Source organism: Pseudomonas capeferrum (assembly GCF_013523055.1).
Classification (GTDB): Bacteria; Pseudomonadota; Gammaproteobacteria; order Pseudomonadales; family Pseudomonadaceae; genus Aquipseudomonas; species Aquipseudomonas capeferrum_A.
This window is the reverse complement of the sequence record NZ_JAAMQM010000006.1, coordinates 107,150-121,637: the sequence shown is the minus strand read 5'-3', so window position 1 is coordinate 121,637 and position 14,488 is coordinate 107,150. Positions and strand designations below refer to the sequence as shown.

The following is a 14,488-nucleotide window of genomic DNA, read 5'->3' as shown; positions in this document are numbered from 1 at the left end:
GGGCTGCCATGCGTACCATCAACTTCATGGGCGTGCGCAATGTCGCGTTCGCCGTCACCGTGCTCCTTACCGTACTGGCGCTGTTCAGCTGGTGGCAGAAAGGCCTGAACTTTGGCCTGGACTTCACCGGCGGCACGCTTATCGAGCTGACCTACGAGCGCCCGGCGGATCTGGAAAAGGTCCGTGAGGAGCTGGTCGGATCGGGCTTCCACGATGCCGTGGTGCAGAGCTTCGGCGCGACCACCGACCTGCTGGTGCGTATGCCTGGCGATGACCCGCAACTGGGTACTCGCGTGGCTGAAGCCCTGCAGAAGGCCGGAGGCGATAACCCGGCCGTGGTCAAACGGGTCGAATTCGTCGGCCCGCAGGTGGGTGAAGAGCTGCGCGACCAGGGCGGCATGGGCATGCTCCTGGCGCTGGGCGGGATCCTGATCTACCTGGCTTTCCGCTTCCAGTGGAAGTTCGCGGTCGGCGCCATCGTCTCGCTGATCCACGACGTGATCGTGACGCTGGGTATCCTGTCGTTCTTCCAGATCACCTTCGACCTGACGGTGCTGGCGGCGGTGCTGGCGATCATCGGTTACTCGCTCAACGATACCATCGTGGTCTTCGACCGGGTGCGCGAGAACTTCCGCGTAATGCGCAAGGCTTCGCTGATCGAGAACATCAACGTATCGACCACCCAGACTTTGTTGCGTACCGTCGCTACCTCGGTCTCGACGTTGCTGGCGATCGCCGCGTTGCTGTTCTTCGGCGGTGACAACCTGTTCGGCTTTTCCCTGGCGCTGTTCATCGGTGTCATGGCGGGTACCTACTCGTCGATCTACATCGCCAACGTGGTGCTGATCTGGCTGAACCTGAGCAGTGAAGACCTGATTCCGCCGGTCAAGGCGGAAGGTGTGGACGAGACCCCATAAGGGATTTTCCTGCGTCGTTCGGAGCATGAAGGGACGCGAGTGTTGAACTCGCGTCCTTTTTTTTGCTCCAAGGCAGGGAGAATCGCGGATGCGAACGCGCAGCAAAGGATCAGGAGGTTCACGTGAACAAGTCAATGCTGGTAGGTGCGGTGCTAGGTGCTGTGGCGGTCACTGCCGGAGGTGCCGTGGCGACCTACAGCTTGGTCAACAAGGGGCCCGAGTACGCCGATGTCACTGCCGTGCAACCCATCAAGCAGCAGGTGAAGACACCGCGTGAAGTGTGCAAGGACGTTACCGTGACTCGTCAGGCGCCGGTGAAGGATCAGCACCAGATCGCGGGTACCGTGCTGGGCGCTGTGGCCGGTGGCCTGCTGGGCAATCAGGTCGGTGGCGGTACCGGCAAGAAGATTGCCACTGTCGCCGGTGCCGTGGGTGGCGGTTATGCCGGCAACAAGGTGCAGGAAGGCATGCAGAATCGCGACACCTACACCACTACCCAGACACGTTGCAGCACGGTCCACGACGTGAGCGAGAAGGTCGTGGGCTATAACGTCAAGTATGCGATCGGCGACAAGGTCGGCCAGGTCAAGATGGACCATGAGCCGGGTTCGACCATTCCGCTGGATGAGAACGGCAAGCTGGTGTTGAGCAAGGCGAATTCGGGGCAGTGAGGTCGTCTCCTCGGGCGCCAGCAGCACAATCCGCAGGCACAAAAAAAGCACCCCGAAGGTGCTTTTTTTGTGCAAGCAAAACGCTTAACGCTTCAGCGACTCGGGCAGGTGCGGCTGGATTGCGGTCAGCACGGCCTTGAAGCACTTGATGTTGCCCGCGACGATGTGGCCCTTGTCGAGGAAGTCGTGACCCCCGGTGAAATCGCTCACCAGGCCACCCGCTTCCTGAATCAGCAGCACGCCCGCGGCCATGTCCCACTCGGACAGGCCCGACTCCCAGAAGGCGTCGAAGCGGCCCGCGGCCACATAGGCCAGGTCCAGGCTGGCGGAACCGGCGCGGCGGATGCCGGCAGTCTGGCCGGTCAGCGCGCGGAACATGCCCAGGTAGTTGTCCAGGTCGGCCATCTGATTGTCGCGGAACGGGAAGCCCGTGCCGAGCAGGGCGCCATCCAGGCTGGTCCGCGAGCTGACGCGCAGACGACGGCCATTGAGCTGGGCGCCACGACCACGGCTGGCGGTGAACTCTTCCTGGCGAACCGGATCGAGGACCACGGCGTGCTCGAGACGGCCACGGTATTTGCAGGCGATGCTGACGGCGAAGTGCGGGATGCCACGCAGGAAGTTGGTGGTGCCGTCCAGTGGGTCGATGATCCACAGGTAGTCCTTGCCTTCTTCGCCGGTGCCTGCGTGCAGGCCGGTTTCCTCACCCTGGATGGAATGGTTCGGGTAGGCCTTGCGCAGGGCATTGATGATGCTCTGTTCGGCAGCGCGGTCGACCTCGGAGACGTAGTCCTTGGCCTCTTTCTCGTCCACCTTGATGGTGTCCAGGCGTTCGATTGAGCGGAAAATCAGTTCACTGGCGCTGCGGGCGGCGCGCAGCGCGATATTCAGCATGGGCTGCATGGACGTTTCACCTGGGTCGTTAAAGAAAGCCGGACATTCTAACAGAAAACTTTCCGCGCAGAAGGGCGTCATTTGCTTTCATGGCGTTACGCTGGTCGCTTATGTAAGATTCCGTCTCCGTTACCCGCATCCGTGAGCACATCGCCTTGCTGCAAAATATTCGTGTCGTTCTGGTCAATACCAGCCACCCCGGCAATATCGGCGGCGCTGCGCGTGCCATGAAAAACATGGGCTTGTCGCGCCTGGTGCTGGTCCAGCCGCAGGATTTTCCGGCGCATGATGCCAGTGCCCGCGCTTCGGGCGCCGACGATGTGCTGGCCGCGGCCCAAGTGGTCGAGACCCTCGAGGACGCGCTGGTCGGCTGCAACCTGGTCCTGGGCACCAGCGCTCGAGATCGGCGCATTCCCTGGCCGCTCGTCGACCCTCGCGAATGTGGTTCGAAAGTCATCGAGCATGCGCGCCAGGGCGAGGAAATCGCGCTGGTGTTCGGTCGCGAGCACGCCGGCCTGACCAACGAGGAGCTGCAGCGATGTCACTTCCACGTGCATATTCCGTCGAACCCCGACTTCAGTTCGCTCAATCTGGCGGCCGCCGTGCAAGTGCTTGCCTACGAGGTGCGCATGGCCTGGCTGGCGGCGAGCGACGAGCCGTCGAAGGTCGAGAAGTTCGAAGCCACGTCGCTGCGCAGCAGCGAACTGGCGACCACGGACGAGATGGAGCTGTTCTACGAGCACCTGGAGAAAACCATGGTGCAGATCGGCTTCCTCGACCCCGAAAAGCCCAAGCACCTGATGGCGCGCCTGCGCCGACTGTACGGGCGAAGTGCGGTCAATCGTTCGGAAATGAGCATTTTGCGCGGCATCCTCACGGAGACCCAGAAAGCGGCCCGTGGCGAACCGCATAAGCGGAAGGACCAATAGATGTTCGAGCGTCTGCGAGAAGATATCCAGAGCGTGTTCCACCGGGATCCGGCGGCGCGCAACGCGTTCGACGTACTGACGTGCTACCCAGGCATGCATGCGATCTGGCTGCATCGCGCCGCCCATGCGCTGTGGGTTCGCGATTTCAAATGGCCGGCACGGCTGATATCGAACTTCGGTCGCTGGATGACCGGTATCGAAATCCATCCAGGTGCCAAGGTGGGGCGGCGCTTCTTCATCGACCACGGCATGGGCATCGTCATCGGCGAAACGGCCGAGATCGGCGACGACGTCACGCTTTATCAGGGCGTGACCCTGGGCGGTACCAGCTGGAACAAAGGCAAGCGTCACCCGACCCTGGGGAATGGTGTCGTGGTGGGCGCGGGTGCCAAGGTCCTGGGACCGTTCACCGTCGGTGCCGGAGCCAAGATCGGCTCCAATGCCGTGGTCACCAAGGAGGTCCCGGCTGGCGCCACTGCCGTGGGTATACCCGGGCGCATCATCGTCAAGACCGAAGACACCGAGGTCGAGGCGCGGCGCAAGGCGATGGCCGAAAAGATCGGCTTCGATGCCTATGGTGTGAGCGGCGACATGCCGGACCCGGTGGCCCGGGCAATCGGCCAACTGCTCGATCATCTGCAAGCCGTCGACGGTCGCCTGGAAGACATATGCAAGGAACTGACCAAACTCGACAGCGATTATTGCGCCAAGGAGCTACCCGCGTTACGCGATGAGGATTTCGCCGAAGTCAAGCAGGTCGCGGCCAGCGACACACGGCCGCATTGACGGCAGGGGCGTGGTGCTTGCGCCCCTTAACTGCTATGATGCCGCCGCCCTTCAGGTGCAATCCCGACTAAAGCAGTAGGTCTTATAGTTGACTTAAATGCTCGGGAATAGCATACTCGCATACATCCTGTAACTCCCGTGGTACCCATAGCCATGCGATTGACTACCAAAGGCCGATACGCCGTGACTGCCATGCTCGACCTGGCACTGCACGCGCAGCATGGACCGGTGTCCTTGGCCGATATTTCCGAACGCCAGGGCATCTCCCTTTCTTATCTGGAACAGCTGTTCGCCAAGTTGCGGCGCAGCAGTCTCGTATCCAGTGTGCGCGGCCCGGGCGGCGGCTATCAGCTGTCGCGGGGCATGGAAACCATCCAGGTGGCCCAGGTCATCGATGCGGTCAATGAATCGGTCGATGCCACGCGCTGCCAGGGCCTGGGAGGCTGCCACGCCGGTGATACCTGCCTGACCCACCACCTGTGGTGTGACCTCAGCCAGCAGATCCACGAATTCCTCAGCGGCATCAGCCTGTCCGACCTGGTGATGCGCCGCGAGGTTCAAGAAGTCGCCCAGCGCCAGGACCTGCGTCGTGTCGCGGGCCATGGTGCCCAGCTGGACAAGATTGAGACGTCCGCCGTCGAATGACCGTTTCGACGAGCGACGCGACCGCCTGATAGGAGATACGTAATGAAGTTGCCGATCTACCTCGATTACTCTGCGACCACCCCGGTCGATCCTCGTGTCGCCCAGAAGATGGCCGACTGCCTGCTGGTCGACGGAAACTTCGGTAACCCGGCCTCGCGTTCCCATGTCTTTGGCTGGAGAGCCGAGGAATCGGTGGAAAACGCTCGTCGTCAGGTCGCCGACCTGGTCAACGCCGATCCGCGTGAAATCGTCTGGACCAGCGGTGCCACCGAGTCCGACAACCTGGCGATCAAGGGTGTCGCGCACTTCTACAACACCAAGGGCAAGCACCTGATCACCTCCAAGATCGAGCACAAGGCGGTCCTGGATACCACTCGCCAGCTCGAGCGCGAAGGCTTTGAAGTCACCTACATCGAGCCAGGCGAAGACGGCCTGATTACCCCGGCCATGGTCGAGGCGGCGTTGCGCGAGGACACCATCCTGGTGTCGATCATGCACGTCAACAACGAGATCGGCACGGTCAACGACATTGCTGCCATCGGCGAGCTGACCCGCTCGCGTGGCGTGCTGTTCCATGTCGATGCGGCCCAGTCCACCGGCAAGGTCGAGATCGACCTGCAGAAGCTGAAGGTCGATCTGATGTCGTTCTCGGCGCACAAGACCTACGGCCCCAAGGGCATCGGCGCGCTGTATGTCAGCCGCAAGCCTCGGGTGCGCCTGGAAGCCACGATGCACGGCGGCGGTCACGAGCGCGGCATGCGTTCCGGCACCCTGGCGACCCACCAGATCGTCGGCATGGGTGAGGCCTTCGCCATCGCCAAGCAGGAAATGGCCAGCGAGAACATTCGCATCAAGGCCCTGAGCGACCGCTTCTTCAAGCAGGTCTCGGACCTCGAAGAGTTGTACGTCAACGGCAGCCTGACCGCCCGTGTGCCGCACAACCTGAACCTGAGCTTCAACTATGTGGAAGGCGAGTCGCTGCTCATGGCGCTCAAGGACATCGCGGTATCGTCCGGTTCGGCCTGCACCTCGGCTTCCCTCGAGCCTTCGTACGTACTGCGCGCCCTGGGCCGCAACGACGAGCTGGCGCACAGTTCCATCCGCTTCACCTTCGGCCGTTTCACCACCGAAGAGGAAGTCGACTACGCCGCGCAGAAAGTCTGCGAGGCCGTGACCAAGCTGCGCGAATTGTCGCCGCTGTGGGACATGTTCAAAGACGGCGTTGATATCTCCAAGATCGAGTGGGCCGCCCACTAAGCAGTCGCCGAAAAGAGCGGCTCCCCTGATGAGGAAGGAATAGCACCATGGCATACAGCGAAAAGGTCATCGACCACTACGAAAACCCGCGCAACGTCGGCAAGATGAATGCCGAGGATCCTGATGTCGGTACCGGCATGGTCGGTGCGCCGGCATGCGGCGACGTGATGCGCCTGCAGATCAAGGTCAACGAGCAGGGCGTCATCGAAGACGCCAAGTTCAAGACCTACGGCTGCGGCTCGGCCATCGCTTCCAGTTCCCTGGCCACCGAGTGGATGAAGGGCAAGACCCTGGACGAAGCCGAGACCATCAAGAACACCCAGCTGGCCGAGGAACTGGCCCTGCCGCCGGTGAAGATTCACTGTTCCGTACTCGCCGAGGATGCCATCAAGGCAGCCGTTCGCGATTACAAGCAGAAGAAAGGTTTGCTCTAAGTCACCTGTCGCAGGTAAGGAGTCTCGATGGCTATCAGCATGACAGAAGCCGCCGCCAACCATGTGCGGCGCTCCCTCGAAGGACGCGGCAAGGGTGATGGCATTCGCCTGGGCGTCCGTACCACCGGTTGCTCGGGCCTGGCCTACGTGCTGGAGTTCGTCGACGAACCGGGTACTGAAGACGAAGTCTTCGAAAGCCATGGCGTGAAGGTCATCATTGACCCCAAGAGCCTGGTCTACCTGGACGGCACCGAGCTGGACTTCGTCAAGGAAGGGTTGAACGAAGGTTTCAAGTTCAACAATCCCAACGTGCGCGGTGAGTGTGGCTGCGGCGAAAGCTTCAACGTCTGAGGCTCAACGTGGGTACTCCTTGTCATTTCGCCCTATTCGACCTCCAGCCGGGTTTCCGCCTGGACCTCGACAAGCTGGCCAGCCGCTATCGCGAACTGGCCCGCGAGGTCCATCCCGACCGCTTCGCCGACGCTTCCGAGCGTGAGCAGCGTCTGGCGCTGGAACGATCGGCCGCCCTCAACGACGCCTACCAGACGCTGCGCAGCGCGCCGCGCCGCGCCCGTTATCTGCTGGCCATCTCCGGCAATGAAGTGCCCCAGGAGGTCACGGTCCATGACCCCGACTTCCTGCTGCAGCAGATGCAGTGGCGCGAAGAGCTCGAGGACCTGCAGGACGAAGCCGACCTGGACGGTGTCGCCGTCTTCAAGAAGCGGCTCAAGCTTGCCCAGGAAACGCTGAACGACGACTTCGCCGCCTGCTGGGATGACCCCGCGCAGCGCGAACAGGCCGAGCGCCTGATGCGTCGCATGCAGTTCCTCGACAAGCTCGCCTACGAAGTGCGCCAACTCGAAGAGCGCCTCGACGATTAACCCGGCGTTGCCCGTGACGACGCCTAAGGTATTCAGATAAGCATGGCCCTACTGCAGATCGCCGAACCCGGTCAGAGTCCCCAGCCGCACCAGCGTCGCCTGGCGGTGGGAATCGACCTTGGCACCACCAATTCGCTGGTCGCCGCCGTACGCAGCGGCCGTAGCGAACCCCTGCCCGATGCTCAGGGCGAAGTCATCCTGCCCTCCGCCGTGCGCTACCTCGACGACGGCATCGACGTCGGGCATGCCGCGCGCGCCTCGGCCTCCAGCGACCCGCTCAATACCATACTGTCGGTCAAGCGCCTGATGGGCCGTGGACTGGCAGACGTCAAGCAGCTCGGCGAGCAACTGCCGTACCGCTTCGTCGGTGGCGAGTCGCACATGCCGTTCATCGAGACTGTCCAGGGGCGCAAGAGCCCGGTGGAAGTCTCTGCCGACATTCTCAAGGTCCTGCGCAAGCGCGCCGAAGAGACCCTTGGCGGCGAACTGGTCGGTGCCGTTATCACCGTCCCGGCGTATTTCGACGACGCCCAACGGCAAGCCACCAAGGACGCCGCGCGTCTGGCCGGCCTCAACGTGCTGCGTCTGCTCAACGAGCCCACCGCTGCCGCCGTTGCCTATGGCCTGGACGAGAAGGCCGAAGGCCTGGTGGCCATCTATGACCTGGGTGGTGGGACCTTCGATATCTCTATCCTGCGTCTGACTGGCGGTGTCTTCGAAGTCCTGGCCACCGGTGGCGACACTGCCTTGGGTGGCGACGATTTCGATCACGCCATCGCCGGCTGGATCATCGAGCAGGCAGGCCTGAGCGCGGACCTGGACCCAGGTACCCAGCGCCAGCTTCTGCAGGCTGCCTGCGCCGCCAAGGAAGCCCTGACCGATGCCGATACCGTCGGTGTCAGTCACGGCGCCTGGCAGGGCGAGCTGAGCCGCGCCGCTTTCCAGGCCCTCATCGAACCCCTGGTGGCGCGTAGCCTCAAGGCATGCCGCCGCGCCGTGCGCGACAGTGGCGTCGAGCTGGAAGAGGTCGGTGCAGTGGTCATGGTCGGCGGTTCGACTCGCGTGCCGCGTGTGCGCGAAGCCGTGGGCGACTTGTTCGGACGCGCGCCGCTGACTTCGATCGACCCCGATCAGGTGGTGGCCATCGGCGCCGCCATCCAGGCCGACACCCTGGCCGGTAATCGCCGCGACGGTGGCGAGCTATTGTTGCTTGACGTGAACCCGCTGTCCCTCGGTCTCGAGACCATGGGCGGACTGATGGAAAAGGTCATCCCGCGCAACACTACCATCCCAGTGGCCCGCGCCCAGGAGTTCACTACCTACAAGGATGGCCAGTCGGCCATGATGATCCACGTGCTGCAAGGTGAGCGCGAGCTGGTCAGCGACTGCCGTTCCCTGGCGCGCTTCGAGCTGCGCGGGATTCCGGCCATGGTGGCCGGCGCGGCGAAGATCCGCGTGACCTTCCAGGTCGATGCCGATGGCTTGCTCAGCGTCGCGGCGCGGGAGATGGGCTCGGGTGTCGAGGCGAGCATTCAGGTCAAGCCGTCCTACGGCCTGACCGACGGCGAGATCGCGCGCATGCTCAAGGACTCCTTCCAGCATGCGGGCAGCGACAAGCATGCGCGCCAGTTGCGCGAGCATCAGGTCGACGCCGAACGCCTGCTCGAGGCCGTGCAGGGCGCCCTGGACGCCGACGGTGATCGCTTGCTCAGCGCCGAAGAGCGCATGGCGATCGACTACCAGATGCAAGAACTACGTGATTTGCTCACCGGCACCGATGGCGCCGCCATCGAGCAACAGACCAAGCGTCTGTCGCAGGTGACCGATGCTTTTGCCGCCCGTCGCCTTGATTCGACGGTCAAAGCTGCACTGGCCGGGCGCAACCTGAATGAGATCGAGGAATAATCCAGATGCCGCTGGTAACTTTTCTGCCACACGCAGAGCATTGCCCCGAGGGGATGACGGTAGAGGCCGCACCGGGTACCTCTCTGCTCGACCTGGCCCACGATCACCATATCGAGATCGAAAGCGCCTGCGGCGGGGTGAGTGCGTGCACCACCTGCCACTGCGTGATCCGCAAGGGTTTCGACTCGTTGGCCGAAGCCGACGAGCTCGAGGAAGACATGCTCGACCGCGCCTGGGGCCTTGAGCCTACGTCGCGCCTGTCGTGCCAGGCCAAGGTCGGTGACCAGGACCTGACCGTGGAGATTCCGAAGTATTCGCTCAATCACGCTGCCGAAGCGCCCCACTGAGTCAGGAGTCGAGCATGAGTCTGAAATGGGTTGATGTACTTGAGATCGCCATCCAGCTTGCGGAAAGCAAGCCGGAAGTCGATCCTCGCTACGTGAATTTCGTCAATCTGCACCGCTGGGTCATGGCTTTGCCGGATTTCAGCGACGATCCGTCACGTGGCGGTGAAAAGGTGCTCGAGGCCATCCAGGCGGCCTGGATTGAAGAAGCCGACTGAGCGCAACTCGCAGGTTAGGCAATCCCCTGGAACCCGCGTATAATTCGCGGGTTTAATTTTTCGCAACATTCAATTTCTGGAGTTTTCCATGGCTGTTCAACGTACTTTCTCCATCATCAAGCCTGACGCTGTCGCCAAGAACGTCATCGGCAAGATCACCACCCGCTTCGAAGAAGCCGGTCTGCGCGTCGTCGCTTCGAAACTCAAGCAGCTGTCCAAGGCCGAGGCCGAAGGCTTCTACGCCGAGCACAGCGAGCGCGGCTTCTTCGGTGATCTGGTTGCCTTCATGACCTCCGGCCCGGTCGTTGTTCAGGTTCTGGAAGGCGAGAACGCCATTGCTCTGAACCGCGAGCTGATGGGCGCTACCAACCCTAAAGAAGCTGCCGCTGGCACCATCCGCGCCGACTTCGCCGAGTCCATCGACGCCAACGCCGTCCACGGTTCGGACTCCGAAGCCGCCGCTGCTCGCGAAATCGCTTACTTCTTCGCTGCTACCGAGGTAACCACTCGCTAAGCGAAAGCTTACGGGTGAGGGTGAATCCATGACGACATCTGCTGGCAAAATCAACCTGTTGGGTCTGACCCAGCCGGAAATGGAAAAATTCTTCGAGTCGATCGGGGAAAAACGCTTCCGTGCCGGTCAGGTAATGAAATGGATTCACCACTTTGGCGTCGATGATTTCGACGCCATGAGCAATGTCGGCAAGGCCCTGCGCGAGAAGCTCAAGGGTGTTGCCGAAATTCGCGGTCCGGAAGTGGTCAGCGAGGACATCTCCAGCGACGGCACCCGCAAGTGGGTGGTGCGCGTGGCGTCCGGCAGCTGCGTCGAGACCGTGTACATTCCCCAGGGCAAGCGTGGCACGCTGTGTGTCTCGTCCCAGGCCGGTTGCGCCCTGGATTGCAGTTTCTGCTCCACCGGCAAGCAAGGATTCAACAGCAACCTCACCGCCGCCGAAGTGATCGGCCAGGTGTGGATTGCCAACAAGTCGTTCGGCAGCGTGCCGGCGACCGTAGATCGCGCCATCACTAACGTGGTGATGATGGGCATGGGCGAGCCCCTGCTCAATTTCGACAACGTCGTGGCCGCCATGCATCTGATGATGGACGACCTCGGCTACGGTATCTCCAAGCGCCGGGTGACCCTGTCCACCTCCGGCGTGGTACCGATGATCGACGAGCTGGCCAAGCATATCGACGTTTCCCTGGCCCTGTCGCTGCACGCGCCGAACGATGCGTTGCGCAACGAACTGGTGCCGATCAACAAGAAGTACCCCCTCAAGGTGCTGCTCGAGGCATGCCAGCGCTATATGTCGGCGCTGGGCGAAAAGCGGGTCCTGACGGTCGAGTACACCTTGCTCAAGGATGTCAACGACCAGCTGGAGCACGCTCAGGAGATGGCCGTCCTGCTCAAGGACGTACCTTGCAAGATCAACCTGATCCCGTTCAATCCTTTCCCGCACTCCGGCTACGAGCGACCGAGCAACAACGCGATCCGCCGTTTCCAGGACTACCTGCACCACGCGGGTTTCAACGTGACCGTGCGCACTACCCGTGGCGAAGACATCGACGCTGCCTGTGGCCAGCTGGTGGGACAGGTCATGGACCGTACCCGTCGCAGCGAGCGCTACATCGCCGTACGTCAGCTCGGCAGCGAGTCCGAGCAGCAAGACAGCGCCATGCGCAACTGACGGGACCCAGCCGATGATCCTGCGCGCCGCGCTGTCGATCCTGTCGCTTTCGCTGCTGGCCGGCTGCGTTTCCGATGGCGGGAGCGATCCGCTCGCCAGTCGCCAGGGGCGGGCGGAGGCGGGGGACGCTTACGTACGGTTGGGTCTGGGTTATTTGCAACAAGGTTTGACTGAAAGGGCCAAGGCGCCCTTGGCCAAGGCGCTGGCGCTCGACGCCGATAACGCCCAGGCCCATTCGGCCCTGGCGTTGGTGTTCCAGGCCCAGGGCGAGCCTGCCCTGGCCGCGGAGCATTTTCGCAAAGCGCTGTTAGAGCAGCCGAACGATACTCGCATTCGCAACAACTTCGGCAGTTTCCTTTATGCTCAAGGAGATTTTCGCCAGGCCGAGCAGATGTTTCGCCAAGCCGCGTCAGATACGCTGTATCCTGAACGCTCGCGCGTCTATGAGAACCTGGGTCTGACGGTTCTGAGGCTCGAACGCCGCGACGAGGCGCGCCAGTATCTGGAAAAAGCCCTGCAACTCGATCAGCGACAGCCAAGGGCGTTGCTGGAAATGGCTGAGTTGTCCTTCGAAGACAGGCATTATGTGCCAGCCCGGGATTTCTACCAGCGCTTCAGCCAACTGAGCGACCAGGACGCCCGTAGCCTGTTGCTGGGCAGCCGGCTGGCACGCGCCCTCGAAGAACGCAGCACCGAGGCCGAGTTGGGCCAGCAGTTACAACGACTTTATCCCGGTACGCCGGAATATTAGCAATACCTGTCGGAGCAATGATGAAAGCCGCGCACCCCGAAGTAGCAGCAGCGACTCGCCAGAATCCCGGTGAGATCTTGCGCCAGGCTCGTGAAGGCCGGGATTGGTCGCAAGCCGAGGTAGCCCGCAAGCTCAACCTTACGGTCAATTCGCTGAACAACCTGGAAACCGGCGCCTTCGACAAGCTGCCTGGGCACACCTTTGCCCGCGGCTATATCCGCGCCTATGCCAAATTGCTGGACATGGACCAGGCTCCCTTGGTGCAGGCGTTCGACCAGTACACCGGTACCCATGCCCAGGGCAGCGAAGTGCATTCGCTCGGCCGTATCGAAGAGCCGGTCCGTCTGTCACACAACATCCTGCGTGGCGTGAGCCTGCTGCTGCTGATCGCCGTGGTCGGCGGCAGCTTCGTCTGGTGGCAGGACAAGGGCAGCCAGCAAAGCAAGGACATGGCCAACATGGCCCTCGAGCACGTCGAGGTCGAAAGCGCCGACGGTACCACTCAGATTCATCCGCTGGACGAGCCGGAGGACCAGGCCGTGAGCGCCGGTCAGCAACCGCAGAGCGCTCCGTTGGCACTGGACTCGTCGTCGCAGGGCGAAGCCGCGTCCGAGGACCAAGCCGCTCCCGCTGCGCAGTCGCCGTCCACCGCCACCACCGCACCATCCACCCCAGCCCCCACGGCGCCGAGCCAGCCTGCTCCGGCAGCACCGAGCGCTGCGCCGGTTGCACCTGTTGCTCCAGTCGCCAGCGCACCGGCCGCTACGCCCGCGCAAACACCGGTTGCCTCAGGTAATGGCAAGGTCCAGGTGCAGTTCGTTGCCGATTGCTGGACGTCGGTCTCCGACGGCAACGGCAAGGTGCTGTTCAGCGGGATCAAGCGCAAGGGCGACAGCCTGGACCTGACCGGCAAGCCGCCATTCGCGGTACGCCTGGGCTTTGCCCGTGGCGCGCAGGTCAGTTACAACGGCCAGGCCGTCGATGTTGCCTCGTTTACCAGTGGCGAGACCGCTCGCCTCAAGTTGGGACAGTAAGTCATGCACGGTGAATCTCCGATCAAACGTCGCGAATCCCGGAAAATCTGGGTCGGCAATGTGCCTGTGGGTGGGGATGCCCCTATCGCGGTGCAGAGCATGACGAACACCGATACCAACGACGTTGCCGCCACCGTGGGCCAGATCAACCGTCTGGTCGACGCTGGCGTCGACATCGTGCGGGTCTCGGTGCCGGACATGGATGCGGCGGAAGCGTTCGGCCGCATCAAGCAACAGGTCAGCGTACCGCTGGTGGCCGATATCCATTTCGACTACCGCATAGCCCTGCGCGTAGCCGAACTGGGCGTCGACTGCCTGCGCATCAATCCCGGCAACATCGGTCGCGAAGACCGCGTCCGTGCCGTGGTCGATGCCGCGCGTGACCGGGGTATCCCGATCCGCATCGGGGTCAACGCGGGCTCCCTCGAAAAGGACCTGCAGAAGAAGTACGGCGAACCGACGCCAGAAGCGCTGGTCGAGTCGGCATTGCGTCACGTCGAGCACCTCGATCGCCTGGATTTCCAGGATTTCAAGGTCAGCGTCAAGGCATCCGACGTTTTCATGGCGGTCGAGGCCTACCGTCAACTGGCGCGGCAGATCGTCCAACCGCTGCACCTGGGCATCACCGAAGCCGGTGGATTGCGTTCAGGGACAGTGAAATCCGCTGTCGGCCTCGGTATGCTGCTGGCCGAAGGCATCGGCGATACCATCCGCATCTCCCTGGCCGCCGATCCGGTCGAGGAAGTGAAGGTCGGCTACGACATCCTCAAGTCGCTGCGCCTGCGTTCGCGTGGGATCAACTTCATCGCCTGCCCAAGCTGTTCGCGGCAGAACTTCGATGTGGTCAAGACCATGAACGAGCTGGAAGGGCGCCTGGAAGACCTGCTGGTGCCGTTGGACGTGGCCGTGATCGGTTGCGTGGTCAACGGCCCGGGTGAAGCCAAGGAGGCTCATGTCGGGCTGACCGGCGGCACGCCCAACCTGATCTACATCGATGGCAAGCCATCGCAGAAGCTGACCAATGACAACCTGGTCGATGAGCTGGAAAGGCTCATCCGCCAGAAAGCGGCCGAGAAGGCCGACGCCGACGCGGCGCTGATCGCCCGTGGCTGAAACACAGATTCGTAAGGATTT

At 62.4% G+C, this 14,488-nt stretch carries 18 protein-coding genes; 17 read left to right on the top strand and 1 reads right to left on the bottom strand.

Annotated features, from left to right (window positions below):
* Window positions 1–8 precede the first annotated feature (8 nt).
* Together secF and G7009_RS08800 are read left to right on the top strand one after the other, a co-directional pair.
* Window positions 9–917, top strand: a complete 909-nt coding sequence (secF, locus tag G7009_RS08805) for a protein translocase subunit SecF (protein ID WP_181129610.1) — start codon at window positions 9–11, stop codon at window positions 915–917.
* A 122-nt stretch (window positions 918–1,039) separates the two neighbouring features.
* Window positions 1,040–1,588, top strand: coding sequence for a glycine zipper 2TM domain-containing protein (locus G7009_RS08800; RefSeq protein WP_181129609.1), 549 nt, complete (start codon window positions 1,040–1,042; stop codon window positions 1,586–1,588).
* An 84-nt stretch (window positions 1,589–1,672) separates the two neighbouring features.
* On the opposite strand, the gene suhB is transcribed toward G7009_RS08800, so the two are convergent.
* Window positions 1,673–2,491: a type III secretion system regulator SuhB gene (suhB, locus tag G7009_RS08795; RefSeq protein WP_181129608.1), complete on the bottom strand. Its 819-nt coding sequence runs from the start codon at window positions 2,489–2,491 to the stop codon at window positions 1,673–1,675.
* Between the two features lie 146 nt (window positions 2,492–2,637).
* Here suhB and trmJ point away from each other — a divergent pair, with 146 nt between their 5' ends.
* From trmJ to ispG, 15 genes are all read left to right on the top strand, one after another.
* A complete protein-coding gene (trmJ, locus tag G7009_RS08790) occupies window positions 2,638–3,411 on the top strand; it encodes a tRNA (cytosine(32)/uridine(32)-2'-O)-methyltransferase TrmJ (protein ID WP_181129607.1) in 774 nt (257 codons plus the stop codon).
* The gene (gene cysE, locus G7009_RS08785) at window positions 3,412–4,197 is read left to right on the top strand and encodes a serine O-acetyltransferase (protein ID WP_181129606.1); all 786 of its coding nucleotides are present in this window, start codon (window positions 3,412–3,414) and stop codon (window positions 4,195–4,197) included.
* Window positions 4,198–4,350: 153 nt separating this feature from the next.
* Window positions 4,351–4,842 (top strand): Fe-S cluster assembly transcriptional regulator IscR, encoded by a 492-nt coding sequence (gene iscR, locus G7009_RS08780; protein WP_181129605.1) that lies wholly within the window; start codon window positions 4,351–4,353, stop codon window positions 4,840–4,842.
* A gap of 42 nt (window positions 4,843–4,884) precedes the next feature.
* Entirely contained in the window at window positions 4,885–6,099 is a 1,215-nt protein-coding gene (locus G7009_RS08775) for an IscS subfamily cysteine desulfurase (RefSeq protein ID WP_181129604.1), read from the top strand.
* A 47-nt stretch (window positions 6,100–6,146) separates the two neighbouring features.
* Window positions 6,147–6,533 (top strand): Fe-S cluster assembly scaffold IscU, encoded by a 387-nt coding sequence (iscU, locus tag G7009_RS08770; RefSeq protein WP_002552476.1) that lies wholly within the window; start codon window positions 6,147–6,149, stop codon window positions 6,531–6,533.
* Window positions 6,534–6,560: 27 nt separating this feature from the next.
* Window positions 6,561–6,884 carry an iron-sulfur cluster assembly protein IscA gene (iscA, locus tag G7009_RS08765; protein ID WP_181129603.1) on the top strand — a complete coding sequence of 108 codons (324 nt, stop codon included), beginning with the start codon at window positions 6,561–6,563 and terminating at the stop codon, window positions 6,882–6,884.
* Window positions 6,885–6,892: 8 nt separating this feature from the next.
* Window positions 6,893–7,414: a co-chaperone HscB gene (hscB, locus tag G7009_RS08760; RefSeq protein ID WP_181129602.1), complete on the top strand. Its 522-nt coding sequence runs from the start codon at window positions 6,893–6,895 to the stop codon at window positions 7,412–7,414.
* Between the two features lie 42 nt (window positions 7,415–7,456).
* Window positions 7,457–9,319, top strand: a complete 1,863-nt coding sequence (hscA, locus tag G7009_RS08755) for a Fe-S protein assembly chaperone HscA (RefSeq protein ID WP_181129601.1) — start codon at window positions 7,457–7,459, stop codon at window positions 9,317–9,319.
* Window positions 9,320–9,324: 5 nt separating this feature from the next.
* Window positions 9,325–9,666 carry an ISC system 2Fe-2S type ferredoxin gene (fdx, locus tag G7009_RS08750; RefSeq protein ID WP_181129600.1) on the top strand — a complete coding sequence of 114 codons (342 nt, stop codon included), beginning with the start codon at window positions 9,325–9,327 and terminating at the stop codon, window positions 9,664–9,666.
* 14 nt (window positions 9,667–9,680) lie between these two features.
* On the top strand, window positions 9,681–9,881 hold the full coding sequence (gene iscX / locus G7009_RS08745; RefSeq protein WP_181129599.1) for a Fe-S cluster assembly protein IscX: 201 nt from the start codon (window positions 9,681–9,683) through the stop codon (window positions 9,879–9,881).
* An 88-nt stretch (window positions 9,882–9,969) separates the two neighbouring features.
* Window positions 9,970–10,395 carry a nucleoside-diphosphate kinase gene (ndk, locus tag G7009_RS08740; RefSeq protein ID WP_181129598.1) on the top strand — a complete coding sequence of 142 codons (426 nt, stop codon included), beginning with the start codon at window positions 9,970–9,972 and terminating at the stop codon, window positions 10,393–10,395.
* Window positions 10,396–10,423: 28 nt separating this feature from the next.
* Window positions 10,424–11,569 (top strand): 23S rRNA (adenine(2503)-C(2))-methyltransferase RlmN, encoded by a 1,146-nt coding sequence (rlmN, locus tag G7009_RS08735; RefSeq protein ID WP_181129597.1) that lies wholly within the window; start codon window positions 10,424–10,426, stop codon window positions 11,567–11,569.
* Between the two features lie 13 nt (window positions 11,570–11,582).
* Window positions 11,583–12,320, top strand: coding sequence for a type IV pilus biogenesis/stability protein PilW (gene pilW, locus G7009_RS08730; protein WP_181129596.1), 738 nt, complete (start codon window positions 11,583–11,585; stop codon window positions 12,318–12,320).
* A gap of 20 nt (window positions 12,321–12,340) precedes the next feature.
* On the top strand, window positions 12,341–13,354 hold the full coding sequence (locus tag G7009_RS08725; protein WP_181129595.1) for a RodZ domain-containing protein: 1,014 nt from the start codon (window positions 12,341–12,343) through the stop codon (window positions 13,352–13,354).
* 3 nt (window positions 13,355–13,357) lie between these two features.
* Window positions 13,358–14,467: a flavodoxin-dependent (E)-4-hydroxy-3-methylbut-2-enyl-diphosphate synthase gene (gene ispG, locus G7009_RS08720; RefSeq protein ID WP_181129594.1), complete on the top strand. Its 1,110-nt coding sequence runs from the start codon at window positions 13,358–13,360 to the stop codon at window positions 14,465–14,467.
* Window positions 14,468–14,488 lie beyond the last annotated feature (21 nt).

What these genes read in the sequence shown, in the direction of transcription:
- hscA (WP_181129601.1), top strand. Translation starts at nt 7,457, where the DNA reads ATGGCCCTACTGCAGATCGCCGAACCCGGTCAGAGTCCCCAGCCGCAC.
- pilW (WP_181129596.1), top strand. Translation starts at nt 11,583, where the DNA reads ATGATCCTGCGCGCCGCGCTGTCGATCCTGTCGCTTTCGCTGCTGGCC.
- iscU (WP_002552476.1), top strand. Translation starts at nt 6,147, where the DNA reads ATGGCATACAGCGAAAAGGTCATCGACCACTACGAAAACCCGCGCAAC.
- secF (WP_181129610.1), top strand. Translation starts at nt 9, where the DNA reads ATGCGTACCATCAACTTCATGGGCGTGCGCAATGTCGCGTTCGCCGTC.
- cysE (WP_181129606.1), top strand. Translation starts at nt 3,412, where the DNA reads ATGTTCGAGCGTCTGCGAGAAGATATCCAGAGCGTGTTCCACCGGGAT.
- iscA (WP_181129603.1), top strand. Translation starts at nt 6,561, where the DNA reads ATGGCTATCAGCATGACAGAAGCCGCCGCCAACCATGTGCGGCGCTCC.
- suhB (WP_181129608.1), bottom strand. Translation starts at nt 2,491, where the DNA reads ATGCAGCCCATGCTGAATATCGCGCTGCGCGCCGCCCGCAGCGCCAGT.
- fdx (WP_181129600.1), top strand. Translation starts at nt 9,325, where the DNA reads ATGCCGCTGGTAACTTTTCTGCCACACGCAGAGCATTGCCCCGAGGGG.
- iscX (WP_181129599.1), top strand. Translation starts at nt 9,681, where the DNA reads ATGAGTCTGAAATGGGTTGATGTACTTGAGATCGCCATCCAGCTTGCG.
- rlmN (WP_181129597.1), top strand. Translation starts at nt 10,424, where the DNA reads ATGACGACATCTGCTGGCAAAATCAACCTGTTGGGTCTGACCCAGCCG.
- ispG (WP_181129594.1), top strand. Translation starts at nt 13,358, where the DNA reads ATGCACGGTGAATCTCCGATCAAACGTCGCGAATCCCGGAAAATCTGG.
- G7009_RS08775 (WP_181129604.1), top strand. Translation starts at nt 4,885, where the DNA reads ATGAAGTTGCCGATCTACCTCGATTACTCTGCGACCACCCCGGTCGAT.
- ndk (WP_181129598.1), top strand. Translation starts at nt 9,970, where the DNA reads ATGGCTGTTCAACGTACTTTCTCCATCATCAAGCCTGACGCTGTCGCC.
- iscR (WP_181129605.1), top strand. Translation starts at nt 4,351, where the DNA reads ATGCGATTGACTACCAAAGGCCGATACGCCGTGACTGCCATGCTCGAC.
- G7009_RS08725 (WP_181129595.1), top strand. Translation starts at nt 12,341, where the DNA reads ATGAAAGCCGCGCACCCCGAAGTAGCAGCAGCGACTCGCCAGAATCCC.